Below are 18717 nucleotides of genomic sequence, written 5' to 3'. Positions count from 1 at the left end.
GCTATCCTTATAGTATACGAACATACCCCAGCTCGAATAGGGGGTAGCCTTAGGTTCATGCTATACACAACGTTAAGGAGTGATGCCGCATGACAGTGGAAGTGATGAAGGAACGACAGTTAACCAAGACAAGACAATGGGAACAGGCACTTAACCTGCTGTATATTGATTTTTGGGATTACTGCCATGATGCACTTAGCAAATTCGATGACGAGGACATTCACCAAGCAAGAGTGAACTGCCGCAAGCTGTTAACACTGCTATCCATTCTCGACCCTGGTCATACTCTAGGACTATACCCTCTATTTGAAAGAGCCCAAAAGAGATTAGGCAAGGTCAGAGATGCAGACGTTCTGATTGAATCGTTCAAGACTAAACGCAAACAAGCCAAGGAAAACGGCGATATAAAGACCGCAGAGTTGTTGAAGGCAGTGATCGACCATCAAAAGGACAAGCGCAAAACTTATCGTAAGAAGCTGGCCGATGAGCTGCCTAAGCTAATCAATGAAGATCTGGATGAGAAGTGGAAAGCCTTCCTTAGTGAACAGCTTGAGGCCCTGGTAGCGAAAAAAGATGCCAACGTTGTCATTCGCGAACTTGAGGTAGCTTACGAGCAGAAGAAAAAAGCTTGCAAGGCTATATTTCGTGGACAAGATGCCGAATCAGAAGCAGCCTTCGACTCACTGCATGAGCTGAGGATGGCTGCTAAGGAACTGCGATATACCGCTAGTGCAGCCTCTTTTGCGTTAAATCAAAAATTTCATGCCCATGAGGAAATATATAAGCAGATCCAAGATCAGCTCGGGCTGATAAACGATAAACGCCTTTGGCTGGAAACACTAAATGCTATTGGGCGGGAAGAGCTGAATACGAGCAAAAAAACATGGAATACCTTTACTGAACAATTAAAAACCGAAGTACTCGATGCGCTGCACCAAAATGATGTCATACCGCTCACACATCAAAAGAAGTAACTCTGAATCTTTTACAATCTTTCTATTCAGCCGTTGTATCTGATGCGCCGTATTCCTCAATATTCAGGTTTATTTCATAAGTAATTGGAATTTTGCTGAAGGTTTCGTCCCAGTTATCCTTGACGCTCCGCCATACGGCTGGATGCTGATTATGTAGACTGGTGCCGAAACCGGCAGCTTCGGTATGCAGTTCCTTCTGCATCTTTGTAACAGTAGTTTGCACCATTTCTAGGACACGCTTCTGCAGCAAGGCTTTATCCTTCTTTACAATTCCGTCGTGTAATTTCTTCGATTTCTCGGCAAAGACCTCAGCATATCTACCTGTAGATGTTATTTTCACGTTAAAAGAGATCTGACCATTATTCACATTGGCTTTGATCTTGCTATGCATGGTTTTAACCTCATAGGTTAAGAGGTCATTGGTATCCGGATTATACGTCTTAAGCACTCCCCCTAGCCCCTTTCCGGTCAACCAAGCCATCCCTTCCAGCTCCGACTCATCCAAAAACCCAACAAGCTTCCCCGTTTCCCCGTTGATTACACCTGCTCCCGATAGCTTTGTCTCCTGATCAATAGGGATAACATTTTGCAATAAGAAGCTTTTCTTTCCTTGCAACGGGCCAACTACTTTAGCCAGAGATACCGGCTCCCATATCCCCATATTCCGGTCTCTGTTATTGAATATCCCTTCAAGTACAAAGGCAGGAGTCTGACCCGGCAGCGCATTTTCCAATACATCCTTGGCCATTCCCTTGCTGACAAATAACATAACACTCGGACGAATATCATTATCCCGCGTAAAGAAATCTATGATTTTAGTAAGGTTATTGGAACGCGCGAGTTTTTCACTAATCACAATAACCTTTAAATGATGACCAATCGGAGTGCGTCTAGTACGCAGTGAAAGCTGCCGCATCGCTTCAAAGATAGAATCGCTAGTTTCACTCATATTATAGTAATTCTTAAAGGAGGAGGAAGAGGAACTGGCAGAAGACTTCATGACGGCGCCTCCCGATCCTTGTGGAATCGTAAATTGATAGGTACTTATTATTTTTTCAGGCTTCTTATGGCTCCCACCTTCCGGATTAGCTACTCCCTCGCCTCCTGACTCCTCCGCACTGTCCAGTGCAACACCAATCTGCATGTTTAATTCCTCGATCGGTACGCTGCTCCAGCAGCCTGATAACAGAGAACATAGTACAGTGAGTACGATCCACAACCTCCATTTTTTCATGAAGCAGCCCTCCGGAAGTATGTGATGATTAATAATGGTAAAGGAAGCACTCCGAATAAAATAAGCATACAATCACCAATGCCTGATCCTAAAGCAAACAAAGCATTCACATTAGGAGGAATCCTAGAAACTATATAAACAACCGGAAGTAATGCCAATAAACAGCTTTTGAAGCTTCTATGAATGATTTGAGACAAACCTAACGCCGCTGCATAAATCGCAACACAAAAGGTACAAAAGATCTGCATAATCCAGATCACCAGCAACAACGACTCAAACCTTTCAAAGATGAGATAGTTCACCTCAAAGCTACGTACAAGATCGAGAAACGGCCAGGTTCTTGTGAGAACTCCATCTATAGAAAAGGCACCTATGGTTGCTACAACTGCCAGGACATAAAATATCGTCGATATACAGGTTCCGGCTATAATTACCTTTACTGCTTTTTGGGGCTTGTCCATAAAAGCAACAACGAACAGCATCGCTTCACCAGCTGTAAAGGTCAGAATGGTTGGCCTGATCCCTTTCCATACGGGTTCCATTCCCTCTCCCAGTACTGGAAGTAGATTATTGAGGTCAAAAACTTCGAAACTTAGCAGACAAACCCCCAGAAACACTGTCCAGGTAATCGGAACAATAAGTCTGCACATGCTAGTGATCGCATTAATTCCTCCTCTGCATAAATAGAAGGCGATCCATATAAAAGCAGCCACTATCGCCCAAGGAGGTGTTCCTTCCAGTAGAAAAAAAGAGGTCACTTCCTGCACCGAACGTATCTCAAAGCCGGCAATACTGAGAAAATACCCAATGACTCCTATTGAGAGAACCACTCCGAGTGGTTTGCCGATGATCTTCCCGATATATTGAAAAAAAGTTTGGCCTGGAAACCTTTGACTAAGTTTCACAATGATCAAGCCTAACAGAAAGGAGATTAATCCCCCTAAAAAAATACTTATCCATACATCTGGACTACCACTGGCCTCTACAATGGTCCGAGGAAGCGTAAGTACCCCTGCCGCAATCGTATAATTGGCTAGAATGATCGTCGCTTGAACAGCAGTTATTCGATCCTTTACCTCGGCGCTCATGTTCTCTTCCTCCTTCACCTAGACTTTTCACCCTTTACGCAAAGGGTCCTTGGGTTTCAACAATGTAGGCCGCCCGGTTAAAAATTGCAAAGGCATACGGAATATAAAATCTTTCCAATTGAATGTTCTATTCGGGACTGCCAGACCAAGATAGGGAACACCAAAACTCTTCAGCTTAATTAAATGACTACTAAGCAAAAGAAAAAAAAGTACCACTCCGTATAATCCAAAGATTGCTGCAAAAAACATAGCCGCAAACCGGAGCATACGAAGCGTCATTCCAGCACTATACATTGGCATAGAGAAGGAAGAAACAGCAGTAATTGATACTACAATGACTAGGATTGGACTCACGATTCCTGCTTCTACCGCGGCCTGGCCGATGATCAAACCGCCGACAATCCCCATCGCCGGACCGATAGGTTTAGGCAAACGAAGTCCAGCCTCCCGTAAAATTTCAATCGAGGTTTCCATAATCAATGCTTCGATTAATACAGTGAAGGGAACGCCTTGCCTGGAGGCAATAATGGAAATGGCCAGCTTCGTTGGAATCAATCCGGGTTGGAACGAGAGAAAGGAGATATATAGTGCCGGCGCAAACAGTGATATCGTTGCCGCAAAAAAACGTAACAGACGTAGCAGCGACCCTACCATCCAGCGATCGTTATAATCCTCTGGAGATTGCAGTAACATCCCGAAGGTAACCGGCATAATCAACGCGAAGGGAGTACCATCAATTAAGATAGCTACTCTTCCTTCCAGGAGTGCTGCCATTACGCGGTCCGGTCTTTCTGTATTCTGAATCTGCTGGAAGGGACTATAACTATTATCTTCAATCAATTGTTCGACATAACCAGATTCTTGAACATCATCTATATCTATCGTTTTAATTCTTCGTTTAACCTCTTCTACAAGCTCATCATTCGCAATATCCTTGATATAGGTTAAGATGAGTTCCTTCTGCATTCTCTTTCCTAGAGTAAAAGAAATCATCGCTAGCTCCGTACTCTGCCCGTGTCTACGCAGCATTGCCGTGTTGTCGCTTAAAGTCTCATTAAATCCGCTCCGTGAGCCCCGTAAGACTGCTTCAGATTCTGGCTCTTGAATCCCTCTTGTAGCCCCCTTTGGACTACTAAGCACAAAAACTTCTGATATCCCCTCCACGAGTAGCACGGCAGATCCAAATAACACCTTCTGAAGGGAGAGGTATGCATTATCCGTAAGCTCAACTTCCGAGATAAGCAGGATCTCGTGGATGAGAATATCTTGTAGATCTTTCGCTTCCGCTTTGTTATTCATGTTCATAAACGGCTGATATGCATTCATTAACGGTTTTAAAATATTCTGATCCATTTTGTCTTTGTCCGTTAGACCGTCTACGTACAAAAGTGCTGCCCTTGTCTTAATGCTTCCGATTCGCAACTCCCTTACATTCACATCATGCATATCGGCGCTGATCTCTCTGAATTTCTGCAAATCATCCTCAAAATGGCCACTATAAGTTATTCTCTTCCCCTTATCCTTAGTTACTACATTCGAGCTGGACTGCTTCACCGGCCCTTCTAAAATGCCTGTTTCTCCAGAGTTTTCTACGGAAGAAACACCTCCACCTTTGCTGCCAGTAGCTTTTTCCGCTCTAGTCGTTATCCTGTCTTCTTTAGCTTTAGCCCAGCTTATTGTACGAAGCAGGAAGAAAGGGACACAGAAAATCATAATCCCTTGGAAAACCACACCCCAACTTGGAATTAATTCTATTACCTCATTCCACACCCCTAACACCTCCTTTATAGCTGTGACCGTATTTTTTACCGAAGATGGATAATTCATGCATACAAAAAAGACCCCATAGTATGGGGTCTCCCTAAGTTAAACTTCATATGTTCTTATACCTCTATTGTATCTGTAAAGTGTCGGATGCTAGCCTTGGACGTTCGGCTGACGTAATTAAAGTTTATTGCGGCATCATGCGAGTGGTGATCGCGATGCGATTCCATGCATTGATTGTAACAATTGCCATGATGATCTCGCCAAGTCGCTTAGTATCGAAATGGCGCTCCGCTTCCGAATAGACATCGTCCGGTACATGTCCTTGTGTCACGAGTGTAACCGACTCGGTCAGCGCAAGCACTGCACGCTCCTCGTCGCTGTAGAACGGCGCTTCACGCCATGCGTTCAGCATGTAGATGCGCTGTTCCGACTCGCCTGCCTTGCGGGCATCCTTCGTATGCATATCGATGCAGAAGGCGCAGCCATTAATTTGTGACGCTCTGATTTTGATTAACTCCAATAACGACTTCTCCACGCCTGTCGATTGTACGAACGCTTCAAGACCCATCATCGCTTTGTATGCGGCTGGAATTTCACCGGCCAGATCCATTCTTTGTTCCATGGGGATAGCTCCTCTCCGGCTGTAGACCGGTTATCTTTTGATTGTTTCACTAATAAGACAATGCAAAAGCTCCGTTTGTGACAGGTTACCCCATTCGTTGTAATTTATCGGGATTGAGTACGATATAAATATGCTCGATCCGCTCCCCGGCCGCATCAAGCTGGAAGCTGATCGCCTTAAGCGGCCGGCCATCCCGATAGATGACGATGCCCAGCTGGCCGTTAAGTAGCACCATCCTTTGCGAATCTCCGAGGAAGCCCTTCGTAATGACGCCTCCAATGAAAGCTTGAACACGATCCCTGCCCGTAATAGTGAAGATCGCTGCGCGAACTTTACCGCCGCCGTCCGACGTAAGCAGCGCATCCTCGGTCAGCAGGCTGACAAGCGCATCGACGTTGCCGCCTCGCGCAGCTGCGAGGAATGCTGTCGCAAGAGGTGTTGCCTGAGCCGTGTTGCCTGGCAGAACTGGCGATTGTTGATGCAGCTTATCATTAGCGCGGCTAAATATTTTTCGACAGTTGGCTTCTGATTTTCCTAATACATCGGCAAGTTCGCTATATTCGAAAGCGAAGGATTGGCGCAAGATGAAGACGGCTCTCTCGACAGCCGACAAATGTTCCAGCATGACGAGCAGGGCGTAGGATACATTTTCATCGTGATCGAAGAGATCAGCAGGATTATCTCCGCCTCCATTCGTAAAGCTGACGAGTGGCTCCGGCAGCCATGTGCCGACATATTGCTCTCTCCTTATACGGGCGGATTGCATATAGTTGATGCAACGATTTGTTGTCATACGGATTAAGTAAGCTTTCGGATGGGTGATATCTATTGTTTGTAGCTTGCTGTACTCGATGAATACGTCTTGAACGAGGTCCTCTGCTGCATCTGCTATAGAGCCGGTCATACGGTAAGCGATTGCTTTCAGCAGAGAGTGATAGTTGGTATATGCGACCTGAAAATCCATACGGGCTAGACTCCTTCCAAAGCTGTGCCTTTCATACCATCACGGCTCACCGCGGCGTCTACATCGATCAGCGGATGATCAACAATATAGACGCTCTCCTAGGGCTTCACGTCTAGCCTATCGAGTGCACGCAGGAAATATCCGGATGAGGCTTCTTAATGCCTTCTCAGCTTGAAATTAATATAGCATCAAAATACAACTAAATTCCAATTCGCTATGCTAGAATAACCTTGTTCAATATCCCTTGGTAGGCTGCTATCGGACGTAAGCCAACTAACTTTTCCATTGGCTGCCCATCTTTATATACAATGACTGTAGGCATCCCCATAACACCAGCTTCACCAGCCAGATCCGGCAACTCGTCACAATTCACCTTCACAATAGAGACATCGTCTCCATATTCCTGATGAAGATCTTCCAAAAGAGGCAGCAGCACCTTGCAAGGGGGACACCATGGCGCACCGTAATCTACCAATACCGTTCCACCACCGCGAATCTCTGCTCGTACCCAATCAGCGCTATCTGCATTTGTAATAGCCATTTGTCATTCCTCCTCATAGTTTTCAACTCCAGCAGTACCTACTCCAAACTCTCCAGTGTACATGCCTCTAAACTACTCTCGTTCTGCTCTTGCAAGATAGAGGCCATTCTTTCTTCCAAATTGCGTTTGATCTGATTCAGTTCTACAAGCTGACGTTCAATATCTTCAAGCTTGCTACGGTATAGTGGCATCACTTCTGCGCAGAAAGCTTCTTTGTTCTTCAAGACACAATGTAGAAAGCCCGCGATCTGCTCTGTGGACAGACCCAGGTTCAAATATAATTTTATCGTTTCTACCGTCTCCACAGCGAGCGGAGAGTACTCCCGATATCCGTTGGCCTGACGGATCGGCGAAATTAATCCCTGACTCTCATAATAACGAATTGAACGGACGCTTACGCCCGTCATTTTAGCAAGCTCACCTATTTTCATAGCAATCTCCCCGGGGTTCATGAGAATTGTTCTACACCAGTATAAACCCTGACATCAATGTAAGAGTCAATAAAAAAATCCAACCGTAGTTATCCCACAGTTGGACTCATTTATAATCTTACAACAAGTATATCCGCCGCTTATATTCTACAATAATCCTGCTGCCCAAAGCCCACCTCTACGAATCATTTCGCGGAATGGTTCTACTGAGAATGATGGTAAATGATGCCCTGGCATTAAATAAACAACCCGACCCAAGCCAAATTCGTGACACCAAGCCGCTTGGCGCATAGCTCCCTCATGAGAATATTCAGCGAGCACCGTTGTTTCGAAATAAGGATGCATCTCAAAATAATACGGCTCATCCTCAATTACAAATTCTTCAATTCCCTGCATAATGGGATGCTCTCGTGCGGATATGGACATCTGCAGCGAAGTATACTCTGGATGATGGGTGAAATGTGCGCCCAGCATAGCGCCAAGCTCCTGATTGCGCTGTAAGGAAATTCCGTTATGTACCACTAGTAGTCCGCCCCCGCCAGCCACATAAGATAGCAAAGCACCACTTTGATCCGCGGGGATTTTGTCATCAGAAAATTCAGTGTAGGAGATTACCAGCTTATAGTCAGACAACGTTTCTTTATTGAGAAGTGCATAATCCTCTGAAGAGAAAACCTGTAAGTCATTCGCAAGGATTTGTTCGATCTCCCGGTCCACGCCAGCAAAGGGGTGATATTTAACCTCCGAGTAGCTTCCGAGTGCGAGTGCTTTTAGTGTAGACATGTTATCAGCGCCTTTCTTCTTATCTATTTTGAAATATCCGTTCTACCACGGCCATGAGCTGCCATCCGTATCCAGATAGGCCGGTTCCTCGCCCATATATTTTTTATAATCCAGAACAAGGTCGATAATCTGCTCCGCGGACTGTTCAGGAGTCATTTCCGCTTGCTCATCCTTCTTACCATTCATATAAGTCTGCAGCCAGCCAGGATGGAACACCATTACTTGACCGCCAAGCGTTTTCAGATGATTATGCATCAAGGAGGACTGCATATTCAGTGCTGCCTTCGACATACAATAGCCATACATGTTGATACGCTTATTTCGGGCAATACTGCCTGCCTCCGATGAAATATTGACGATTAATTTATCCTCACTTTGTAGTAATAGTCCCATCAGTGCATTGCTGACTCTTAACGCGCCAAGCGTATTTACATTATATATTTCTGCCATGCCTTCATCATCCAGCTCCACCAGCACAGTAGCATTATCAGCAGAACGAATAATACCTGCATTATTAATAATCATATCGACATATCCAGTTTTACTGGCTATTACTCTTGCAGCCTGCTTTACATTATCTTTATTGCTGATATCTAGGGGGATAAGCTCCAACTGTTCAGGATATTGCTCTTTAAGCGCTTTCAAATCTTCCGATTCTTTCAAAAACTGTCCTGCAAATACTGAGAACTGTTTGGCCAGCAACGAACGTACAAGCGACAGTCCAAGCCCCCGATCAGCTCCAGTTACACATGCAACTCTCTTCATTCTTCTGAACACTCCTATCTCGTAGCGATATGGTTAGGCATGTTGCTTCTTTTCACCTTAGCATGCTGTACTCTTTTTTTCAACGCGATTGGTTTCAGGTATATCGCCTCTTGTGCAAGCCTTTCAGAATCCTTTTTGTTTTAATTTTGATATATGTTACAATCATGATTACAGGTTGTTAACAACACAATTGTTAGCAAAATAACGATCCCAGGAGGGTGATATCTATGTCTATTCAACAACTCCATACGCTGGAGGATCTTGAGCAATATGTAGCTAAGCCTGGCAAGAAGCTGCTGTTCAAACACAGCACGACCTGCCCGATTAGTGCTAAAGCTAATGAAGAGTTTCAGGCTTATCTGAAGGATGCGGATACTGCCGCTGCAGTGGTCTTAGTCATCGAGGATCGTCCCGTTTCCAATCAAATTGCTGAGGATTTTGGCATCAAACATGAATCTCCACAACTCTTCCTGCTTGAGGACAATGAGGTTCGCTGGAACACTTCCCACTGGAAAATTACAAGAGATGCTATCAAAGAGGCTGTGAACCAATGAGTGAGCCAGTGATTGTCTATTCAACCGCAGGGTGCAGTGACTGTAATTTGGTTAAAAATTATCTTACGGAGCAGGGTGTCCCTTTTGAAGTAAGAGATGTTATGACCAGCACAGTCTATCAAGAGGAAGTTGAGAAGCTTGGATTCATGGGTGTTCCTGTCACTGTAGCAGGGGATCAAGCGATCAAGGGATTTAATCTTCCTGCGCTCAAAGCACTCATCGAAGCTGCCCAATAATTAAGCCATTAAACTATTCAGTACATGATGTAATTCATAGCTGCAAAAAAGGGTATCCTCATAGCCAATCGGCTTGAAGGTACCCTTTTTCAAAATATAAGAATCTATAATTTTCACGCTATACATTATCCTTATATTTCTCGCATAAACGCTTACCGTCCTTTAGGGACGCCGAAGGCGTTTTTACTTGTTAGTCATAGTCTATGCTTCCTCACGTATGAGATCTGCCACGACCAGCACATCCACGTTTCTGGCAGAACGCAGAATCTGCTTGGTAACATCGCCGCGAATACTTTTTCGCAGCCATGAGCGTTGTGATTGACCAATAATAATCTGAGTACTCTGCAAAGCTTGAGATCTTTCAAGCAGCAAGGACGCCACTCGTGCAGGAAGTACGTTAGGAATCATCTTGAACGTTCCACCCAGTCGTTCCGTCAATTCCTTTAAATCATTTATACGTTTATCATATACGGGTCCATTTTGTTTAAATTCCTGCACATACGTAACATACCAGCAAGCTTTTAGACGATATGCAATCCGAAAACCACGCCGAATTAAACGCTCCGCATGATCCCCCAAGGTGATACACACATATATTACTTCCTGACGCCGCCAAGGTCCCCGTAACGAACCAACACGTTCCCAAGATTCTAGCCTTTCATCTACATCATCAGCAATTTCCCGCAACGCCAGCTCCCGTAGGGCGATCAAATTCCCGATTTTGAAAAAAGCCCCCAGCGCCTGATCCACCTTGGCCATGGCATATATTTTTCCGTCCTTCATTCGCTCTTGAAGCGTCTTGGGTGATACATCGATAAGCTCTACCTCATTTGCCCGCTGTAGAATGCTGTCCGGAAAAGTCTCCCTTACTCTAACTCCTGTAATTTGCTCTACAGCGTCATTCAGACTTTCTAAATGCTGCACATTCACGGTAGAAATCACAGATATTCCCGCATCCAGCAGCTCCATAACATCCATATACCGCTTCTTATGTTTGCTGCCTGGCATATTGGTATGAGCGAGTTCGTCCACTAGCACGACTTCTGGATTACGCTTAATAATTGCTGCCGTATCCATCTCCTCAAGGATAGTCCCGCGGTACTCCATACGTAGACGCGGAAGGGTCTCCAAATCGCCTATTTGTTCAAGGGTTTCTTTGCGGCCATGTGTCTCCAGGAGCCCTATCACGACATCGATCCCTCTCTTTAAGAGATCGTTCCCTTCACGCAGCATCTTGTAAGTCTTGCCCACACCGGGAGCAGCCCCAATATATACCTTAAAGGTTCCTCCGCGAATCGCATCGATTTTATCCTTTACTTCCTGACTGCTTAACCTGTGATAGGCATCCGCTTTCCGTTCATTACGACTCTGCCGGGTTGGAAGTACACGTTCTCCTTCGCGATCTGCGCGATCCGCTACGAAGAACACATCCACACCTCGGATTTGCTTCAGTAACGAATTAGCGATTGAGCCTTTCCATAATTCCTGCCAAGCGGTCTGCTTGGAATGTCCCATAACGATCCGGGTAATATTATGTTCTATCGCGTATTTTACCAACAGATGTGGGATCTCCCGCTTCGAGCGAAAGGTGATCTCCTCCATAGAGGCACCAATCTTCTCGGTCAGCTTCCAGAGGGAACGCTTAAATGTAGCTGCTTCCTTAGAAAGGGTGAGACCCTGCTTCCAGAATGACACTACTGAAAGATCCCCATTTAACCGCTTGGCAATCTGCTGTCCACGTCGGATGTGGATCGAGCCATTCCAATAATACTGCGCAGATACCAACACTTTTTCTGCGATCCCCGAAGCTCCCTGCAGCCCTTGTTCTTCCCGGTGTTTCTCCAGCGAGTCATTAACATCCTCAGCGACCATCCGAAGTGCCAGCTCCCGCAGCTTGCTTAAATTACCCTTATTAAAAAGCGATCTCTGCTGGCGTTTACCTAAATGGCCATCGGACAAGCGCTGAAGTATTTTTTCAGGGGTCACATCAATTAGAACGATATCATCGGCAAGGGTAAGCACCTCGGCGGGAAGAGAATGCTCTACCTCAATCCCGGTCCATTTCCGTGCCAGATCCGCAGCACCTTCTAGTTCGTACACGTTTACAGTTGTGATGACACTAATCCCATTGCTCAATAAGTATTTGATATCGTCCAGTCTTCCAGATCTCTCCGCACCCTCGCGATTCTGGTGGGCCAAGCCATCGGTTAGCACAACTTCGGGATTACGTGCCACAATAGCTTCTACATCAAGATCCTTCTTCTCTATATCTTTCTGAAACCAATGAATACTTGGTATCCGTTCCAAATCGCCCAGCTGATCCTTAGTTTCTGGACTCTGATTCGTCGAAACCGCACAGATCACAACATCGATTCCCTGCGCTTTTAGTGCCTGGCCCTCACGCAGCATCTGATACGTTTTGCCCGACCCACTGACCGGACCGATATAGATCTTCAGACGTCCCCGATGCAGCTCATAGATAGAGAGCAGCAGCTCCTCCGGCGTCTTCCTCCGGTATGTTCCCATCAAGACCACTCCTTACTAACCCCGATCATGCATGTACCCTTCTGTTCCAAGAAGAAACGACATTGTCGTCCTTCAAAGATGACAGCCGTTTCTCGTAGAAATATAAGAAAGCAAGATATCCCTGCCCGATTCTAGAGATCTGGCAGGGACATTTACTATATTTATTTGTTCGATAGTTTCAGTAGATCCATGTTCAGCTTCAACACATTGACCCGTTCTTCACCAAACAACCCTAAGTCACGACCCTCGGTATGCTTATTTACGAGCTCTTCCAGCTGCGATGCAGGAATACCGGTTAAATTGCTAATCCGAGGAATCTGCACCATTGCTGAAGCTGGTGTGATATGCGGATCAAGCCCCGAACCCGAGTTGGTGACCAAATCAACTGGCAATTTGTTCACGGGCACATCCGGATTATCGAGCTTCCACTGCGTAATGAAATCCTTTGTCCGCTGCAGCATATCCGGATTGGATGGAGCGTAGTTATTGGACCCTGAGGCTTCTGCTTTATACTCAATACTAGACACACGACCATGAAATAGTGCTGGGTTCGTAAAGTTCTGCCCAATGAGTTCCGAGCCTACAACTACTCCAGCATCATTCTTAAGCAAGCTGCCGTTCGCTTGCGACGGCATTAGAACCTGGGCAAGCGCTGTAGTTGTCAGAGGATAGATCACTCCGCAGAGAACAATAAATACTAAACTTAGTCGCACAATAATAAAGAAATAAGCACCTTTCGATGATGATAACTGCTCTTCAGTGTCCTCCATGGCGTTTCCGTTATTCACGATGCTCTCACCCTTTCAATGATTAGTCAACACGTCGTTAAATCCATACACTTACGATCATATCAATGAGCTTGATGCCAGCAAATGGAACAACCACTCCGCCTAGCCCATAGATAAATATATTACGTCCAAGCAGCTTCGTAGAGCTCATAGCTTTATACGACACACCCTTCATAGCCAGTGGGATGAGCAGCGGAATAATAATCGCATTAAATATTAAGGCGGATATTATAGCCGAGCTTGGCGAGCCTAGTCCCATTACATTCAGGGCTTCCATTTCAGGAATGGCGAGCATGAACATCGCCGGAATAATAGCGAAATACTTCGCGATATCATTCGCGATACTAAAGGTTGTTAACGCACCCCGCGTCATCAGCAGCTGTTTACCAATCGCTACGACCTCTATAATCTTCGAAGGGTCGGAGTCCAAATCGACCATATTTGCTGCTTCCTTAGCAGCTGTAGTGCCGCTATTCATGGCTAAGCCCACATCAGCTTGCGCAAGGGCAGGGGCATCATTTGTACCATCCCCGGTCATCGCAACCAGCTTACCCTCGTTCTGTTCGCGGCGAATGACTGCTATTTTATCCTCAGGTGTACTTTCAGCGATGAAATCATCTACCCCCGCTTCACGGGCAATCGTAGCTGCGGTCAGCGGATTGTCACCCGTACACATGATGGTCTTGATCCCCATTTTCCGCAGCTCATCAAACCGCTCTTTCATGCCTGGCTTAACGGTATCCTTCAAGTAAATAAGTCCATAGATCCGATTGTCTACCGCAACCGCTAACGGGGTCCCCCCCATCCGGGCGATGGCATCAGAATTACTGTCGAGGTTCGCGGGAATGACACCGCCTTTCGACTGTACCCATTTCTTCACGGAGTCTACCGCACCTTTGCGTACGCAGCGTCCATCTTGCAGGTCAATACCACTCATCCGAGTTTCGGCCTTAAACTCTACGAATTCGCCACCTTCAGCAAGCTTGCTGTCATAGCTGCGTTCCAGCTTTTTGGCCAGCTCAATTACAGAACGTCCCTCAGGCGTCTCATCCTTTAGGGAACTGATGGCCGCCCATGCCGTAAGCTCCGCTTCGGATTCATTTCCGACTGGTACAAATTCACTCGCCATCCGGTTCCCAAAGGTAATCGTACCGGTCTTATCTAGGATCATCGTATTAATATCGCCAGCAGCCTCAACGGCCTTACCAGACATCGCGAGTACATTAAACTGGGTCACCCGGTCCATACCCGCTATTCCGATTGCGGATAGCAGTCCCCCGATAGTTGTCGGGATCAGACAGACCAACAAGGCGATCATAACCGGAATATCAAGATCAACACCTAGATAAGTTGCAATCGGCCGCAAGGTCACTACTACAATCAAGAAAATCAGCGTCAGACTGATCAAAAGCGTATTTAGCGCAATTTCGTTAGGTGTCTTCTGACGTTTCGCCCCTTCAACAAGAGAGATCATTCGATCTAGAAACGACTCACCAGGATCACTTGTAATTCTGACTTTAATCTCATCACTGACGACCCGTGTACCGCCTGTAACGGAGCCAAAGTCCCCACCAGCCTCCTTGATTACAGGTGCAGATTCACCTGTAATCGCTGATTCATCTACGGAAGCCAGCCCTTCAATCACCTCACCGTCACCAGGGATGAGTTCTCCCTGACTGACAATGACGATATCTCCTTTACGCAGCTCGGAGGAAGAGACTGTCTTCACCGCTCCTCCAACCAGTTTGTTAGCTGTGATATCTTGTTTTGTTTTCTTGAGCGAATCGGCTTGGGCTTTCCCCCGGCCTTCTGCCAGTGCTTCAGCGAAGTTCGCAAACAGCACTGTAAACAGCAGAATGAACAACACTGTGATATTGAAGCCTATCGATTGCTCTGCATTAAAATATCCAGGAGCCAGCACCATGAGGAGGACAATGATCGTACCGACCTCTACCACGAACATGACGGGATTTTTGATTAGCGTTACTGGGTTAAGCTTTATAAAACTATCCTTTACAGCGCTAAGGAGTATGGGTCCCGTCAGCAGCTTTTTTCTTTTTACAGTACTCATCTTATTCTCCCTCTTCCTACCGTAAGGTTAGATATTCTGCAATGGGGCCGAGTACAATGACCGGCAGGAACGTCAACGCACCGATAATCACTACTGTACCAATCAGAATTCCCGTAAACAGTCCATTGTCTGTGCGGAACGTGCCAATCGTCTCAGGAACCGGCTTCTTCTTAAGCAGAGAACCTGCTACCGCCAGCATTGCAATGATAGAGACATAACGACCTAGCAGCATGACAATCCCGGTTGTGACATTCCAAAAAGTTGTATTGTCTGCAAGCCCTTCAAATCCTGAACCATTGTTCGCGGCAGAAGAGACATATTCATATAACACTTGGCTGAGTCCATGGAATCCAGTGTTCGTAATCGCCCCTTGCCCCAAATCGGTCAGGAACGCAGCTGCGGTTGGCACAAGGATAATGAACGGATGCACAAGGATCGCTATGGCAATCAGCTTCATCTCCTTGGCCTCTATTTTCCGTCCGAGGAACTCCGGTGTCCTGCCGACCATGAGACCGCACAGGAAGACACCCAGAATCGCATACATCAGCATATTGATCAGTCCGACACCTTTACCACCGAAGACATTGTTGAGCATCATCAGTGCAAGAGGCGTAATGCCTCCCAGCGGCGTCAGCGTATCATGCATATTGTTAACACTACCTGTCGTAGCTGCGGTTGTTACTGAAGTAAACAAGGAAGACTGCGGTATGCCGAAGCGCACCTCTTTACCTTCCATACTACCTTGTGAAGATTCTATTCCTAGTGCATTGATCGCCGGATTGCCTTTCGATTCAGCATAGAAGTTTAGGCTTAATAGCAGAACAAACAAGGTCATCATTGCGGTAAAAATTACCCAGCCCTGACGTTTGTTCTTGGCAAACAATCCGTACATATAAGGGAGCGAAGCTGGCAGCATCCACATAGAGAGAATCTCTAGCACGTTCGTAAGTGGATTAGGGTTCTCAAAAGGATGCGATGAATTGGCTCCGAAGAAGCCGCCACCATTGGTGCCCAAATGCTTGATCGATTCCAGAGAAGCTACTGGACCGATAGCAATTTGTTGCGTTTGCCCCTCTAGTGTAGTGACTTCAAGCGATGGCTTGAGTGTTTGCGGCACATGTAGTCCTACCAGTACCAATGAAACCAGCAGAGCTAGAGGAATGAATACACGAATATGTGCTTTAACGAAATCCTCGAAGAAGTTCCCGACTGATTTCCGTCCTGTGATCCCTCTGACAAAGGCAACCGCAACAGAAAATCCGCTCGCTGCAGACGTGAACATCATCATCGTGATGACAGCCATTTGTGAAAAATACGAAAGTCCCGTCTCCCCGCTGTAATGCTGCAGGTTTGTATTAGTCATAAAACTAATCACCGTATTGAACGAAAGCGTCTGTTCCATATCCGCAATTCCATTCGGATTTAGCGGTAAACCCCGCTGCAATCGAAGAAAGATATAGCTGAAAGTAACCAGTACGATATTCGTTAAAACAAAGCTGAGCGCATACTTCTTCCAGGACATACCGTCCCGTTTTTTCAGGCCGATCAGCTTAAAAATTCCTTTTTCCATACCTCCAAACCATCGATCCGTACGGTTCGGTTCATTAGAAAACACATAATATAAATACGTGCCCATCGGCTTAACCAGCAAGATGAGAATTACGATTACAGCAACAATTTGCAAAATGCCCATGAATGCCCCTCCTTAAAATTTCTCCGGATGAATCAATGCATAAACCAGATATATAAACAGCAGTAGGGTAACAGCGATTACTAGAATCACAGCTTATCCCTCCCCGTATCCTCAACTACACCTGCACACCAGCGCATAAATCCATAAAATAACCCGTAAATTACAGCTAACGAAGCCACCATATACAGATCCATCATATCTTCCGCACTCCTTCTTTTATCCTTAATGAGGTGATCTATCTACCAGAAAATCAGCATCACCGCTGTGGGAATAGATTACATAACTCGCGCCAAGTCTTTTATAGACCAATCTAGGATTTATTGAGCTTGTAATTACAAAAATCGGCTGTGTCGTCCAGGTACGGCACATCTGAATGTAACGGCAGCATAACGTAAAGCTGCTCTCGAACAGATATACCCGGCCTACCGGAAACGGCGGGCGAAACCAAGTATTCTGATGGCGGGTATCAACTAGAACGACTTGTTCAATCCCCATCTCTTCGAGTAGGGCCTTCTCAGGCAAGTTGTTGGTCAATCCGGCCATCTTAATGCCTCTGAATTTTAGAAGCTTAATAAAATGTTCGCCTGCCTTCGTTGGCGCACATACCAGTACATATTCATTCTGATCTGTCATCTCTTATTCTCCTCAAATGCTTTGCTTGTAAGATCAGAGCTTGATCACCCTGATCTTGAAAGAAAAGCTACCGCTAATGATGAATATAACGACCTCTTCGTGAGGTTTTCCATAAATGCTTTGCTTAAAAAAGCACAGCAAAAAGCCACAAAGGATTCTCCTCTGTGGCTCGCTAGCGGTCACATTGCACTCATCCTCTCTCCATACGCTTACGAGGTTAGCTGTCGGATTCGGGCGGTGAGAGTCGCCCTACCTGTATAGATGCGAGCTCACTGGCATCTTCTACAGGATTCACCCCATAACCGGCTTCCGACTCTCACATCGTCTGCCGATTGTTGGTTCCCCCGCTTTCCTTATCGGAAATTAAGCGGATCAAATATTCGATTGTTGTTGAAACAGGAGTAATCATACCCTTATGCAGGAAGTATTGTAAAACCTGATTGATGCCAAAATAATGCAAATTAAAAACTATTTTCGCATTGGATAGCGCTTACTTGATATCCAATCTCTCTATATCTCTTGTTTACTCGAGTTTCAATCCATTAGCGAAAAACGGTCATACCATGTGATTTTATTCACCACGATTAGTGAAATCACCAAAAATCGCCTATATAAGAAAGGAAACAAGAAAGCGAGATTAAGCGAGGAAGAAGCCCGATAACTCGCAATAAATACCTATTTGGTTCCCTTTTTCGTCGTAGTAGGCAGGATTTGGTTTAAATTGCGCTCAAAAGAACACTTTCTGTTTTTACAGAAACACCTTGAAAAGAGTATGATTCGGGTTGAATCTATTTCACGAAATACATTCAACGCTGAGTTCCTGCATTTGCAGGGAACGGGGGAACCATCAGGCCACATGGCCTACTTGGGGTGAATCCGAAGGAGACTGTTCAAGTCTCACATAGGTAGGGCGACTCTCACCGTCCGAATCCGACAGCTAACCTCGTAAGCGTAAAGAGAGAGACCCTTGATCCGCCACGCTTTGGCACAGGTGTGTGTATACCTGTATTCCAAAACCGCAGCAGAGGTCCTCCTCTTGCTGCGGTT

Annotated in this window: 18 protein-coding genes and 2 riboswitches; of the genes, 3 read left to right on the top strand and 15 right to left on the bottom strand. The window is 45.8% G+C overall.

Annotated features, from left to right (window positions below):
- The first annotated feature begins 89 nt into the window (after nucleotides 1–89).
- Complete coding sequence (locus H70737_RS02730) at nucleotides 90–974, top strand: CHAD domain-containing protein (RefSeq protein ID WP_042184578.1); 885 nt, start codon at nucleotides 90–92, stop codon at nucleotides 972–974.
- Between the two features lie 22 nt (nucleotides 975–996).
- Here the strand turns inward: H70737_RS02730 and H70737_RS02725 are convergent, their stop codons facing one another.
- From H70737_RS02725 to H70737_RS02685, 9 genes are all read right to left on the bottom strand, one after another.
- Complete coding sequence (locus H70737_RS02725; RefSeq protein ID WP_042184576.1) at nucleotides 997–2208, bottom strand: Ger(x)C family spore germination protein; 1212 nt, start codon at nucleotides 2206–2208, stop codon at nucleotides 997–999.
- The gene (locus tag H70737_RS02720; RefSeq protein ID WP_042184574.1) at nucleotides 2205–3296 is read right to left on the bottom strand and encodes a GerAB/ArcD/ProY family transporter; all 1092 of its coding nucleotides are present in this window, start codon (nucleotides 3294–3296) and stop codon (nucleotides 2205–2207) included. Before H70737_RS02720 ends, H70737_RS02725 begins: the two co-directional genes overlap by 4 nt.
- Before the next feature lie 27 nt (nucleotides 3297–3323).
- On the bottom strand, nucleotides 3324–5066 hold the full coding sequence (locus tag H70737_RS02715; RefSeq protein ID WP_042184572.1) for a spore germination protein: 1743 nt from the start codon (nucleotides 5064–5066) through the stop codon (nucleotides 3324–3326).
- Between the two features lie 181 nt (nucleotides 5067–5247).
- Nucleotides 5248–5685 carry a carboxymuconolactone decarboxylase family protein gene (locus tag H70737_RS02710; protein ID WP_042184569.1) on the bottom strand — a complete coding sequence of 146 codons (438 nt, stop codon included), beginning with the start codon at nucleotides 5683–5685 and terminating at the stop codon, nucleotides 5248–5250.
- Between the two features lie 85 nt (nucleotides 5686–5770).
- A complete protein-coding gene (gene sigJ, locus H70737_RS02705; protein ID WP_042184567.1) occupies nucleotides 5771–6649 on the bottom strand; it encodes an RNA polymerase sigma factor SigJ in 879 nt (292 codons plus the stop codon).
- A 214-nt stretch (nucleotides 6650–6863) separates the two neighbouring features.
- Nucleotides 6864–7190: a thioredoxin family protein gene (locus tag H70737_RS02700; protein WP_042184566.1), complete on the bottom strand. Its 327-nt coding sequence runs from the start codon at nucleotides 7188–7190 to the stop codon at nucleotides 6864–6866.
- Between the two features lie 38 nt (nucleotides 7191–7228).
- Nucleotides 7229–7621: a MerR family transcriptional regulator gene (locus H70737_RS02695; protein ID WP_042184564.1), complete on the bottom strand. Its 393-nt coding sequence runs from the start codon at nucleotides 7619–7621 to the stop codon at nucleotides 7229–7231.
- 147 nt (nucleotides 7622–7768) lie between these two features.
- A complete protein-coding gene (locus H70737_RS02690) occupies nucleotides 7769–8404 on the bottom strand; it encodes a ThuA domain-containing protein (RefSeq protein ID WP_042184563.1) in 636 nt (211 codons plus the stop codon).
- A gap of 42 nt (nucleotides 8405–8446) precedes the next feature.
- On the bottom strand, nucleotides 8447–9169 hold the full coding sequence (locus H70737_RS02685) for an SDR family NAD(P)-dependent oxidoreductase (protein ID WP_042184562.1): 723 nt from the start codon (nucleotides 9167–9169) through the stop codon (nucleotides 8447–8449).
- A gap of 227 nt (nucleotides 9170–9396) precedes the next feature.
- On the opposite strand from H70737_RS02685, the gene ytxJ reads away from it, so the two are divergent.
- Both ytxJ and H70737_RS02675 read left to right on the top strand, forming a co-directional pair.
- Nucleotides 9397–9723 carry a bacillithiol system redox-active protein YtxJ gene (gene ytxJ / locus H70737_RS02680; RefSeq protein WP_042123836.1) on the top strand — a complete coding sequence of 109 codons (327 nt, stop codon included), beginning with the start codon at nucleotides 9397–9399 and terminating at the stop codon, nucleotides 9721–9723.
- A complete protein-coding gene (locus H70737_RS02675; protein WP_042184561.1) occupies nucleotides 9720–9959 on the top strand; it encodes a glutaredoxin family protein in 240 nt (79 codons plus the stop codon). The genes ytxJ and H70737_RS02675 overlap by 4 nt, the downstream gene beginning before the upstream one ends.
- A gap of 201 nt (nucleotides 9960–10160) precedes the next feature.
- On the opposite strand, the gene H70737_RS02670 is transcribed toward H70737_RS02675, so the two are convergent.
- From H70737_RS02670 to H70737_RS02650, 6 genes are all read right to left on the bottom strand, one after another.
- Nucleotides 10161–12485, bottom strand: coding sequence for a histidine kinase (locus tag H70737_RS02670; RefSeq protein WP_042184560.1), 2325 nt, complete (start codon nucleotides 12483–12485; stop codon nucleotides 10161–10163).
- 161 nt (nucleotides 12486–12646) lie between these two features.
- The gene (kdpC, locus tag H70737_RS02665; RefSeq protein WP_042193229.1) at nucleotides 12647–13255 is read right to left on the bottom strand and encodes a potassium-transporting ATPase subunit KdpC; all 609 of its coding nucleotides are present in this window, start codon (nucleotides 13253–13255) and stop codon (nucleotides 12647–12649) included.
- A gap of 55 nt (nucleotides 13256–13310) precedes the next feature.
- Nucleotides 13311–15344 carry a potassium-transporting ATPase subunit KdpB gene (gene kdpB / locus H70737_RS02660; RefSeq protein ID WP_042184559.1) on the bottom strand — a complete coding sequence of 678 codons (2034 nt, stop codon included), beginning with the start codon at nucleotides 15342–15344 and terminating at the stop codon, nucleotides 13311–13313.
- A 16-nt stretch (nucleotides 15345–15360) separates the two neighbouring features.
- Nucleotides 15361–17037 (bottom strand): potassium-transporting ATPase subunit KdpA, encoded by a 1677-nt coding sequence (gene kdpA, locus H70737_RS02655; RefSeq protein ID WP_042184557.1) that lies wholly within the window; start codon nucleotides 17035–17037, stop codon nucleotides 15361–15363.
- A gap of 12 nt (nucleotides 17038–17049) precedes the next feature.
- The gene (kdpF, locus tag H70737_RS31625) at nucleotides 17050–17127 is read right to left on the bottom strand and encodes a K(+)-transporting ATPase subunit F (RefSeq protein WP_076101420.1); all 78 of its coding nucleotides are present in this window, start codon (nucleotides 17125–17127) and stop codon (nucleotides 17050–17052) included.
- A gap of 132 nt (nucleotides 17128–17259) precedes the next feature.
- Nucleotides 17260–17670: a hypothetical protein gene (locus H70737_RS02650; RefSeq protein ID WP_042184555.1), complete on the bottom strand. Its 411-nt coding sequence runs from the start codon at nucleotides 17668–17670 to the stop codon at nucleotides 17260–17262.
- A 190-nt stretch (nucleotides 17671–17860) separates the two neighbouring features.
- A riboswitch (cyclic di-AMP (ydaO/yuaA leader) is annotated at nucleotides 17861–18050 on the bottom strand.
- Nucleotides 18051–18470: 420 nt separating this feature from the next.
- Nucleotides 18471–18636, top strand: a riboswitch (cyclic di-AMP (ydaO/yuaA leader).
- Nucleotides 18637–18717: the final 81 nt, after the last annotated feature.

Origin of the sequence: Paenibacillus sp. FSL H7-0737 (assembly GCF_000758545.1) — a bacterium.
Lineage (GTDB): Bacteria > Bacillota > Bacilli > Paenibacillales > Paenibacillaceae > Paenibacillus_AQ.
Note: the sequence above shows the minus strand (reverse complement) of the source record. Positions and strands in the feature narration are given on the sequence as shown.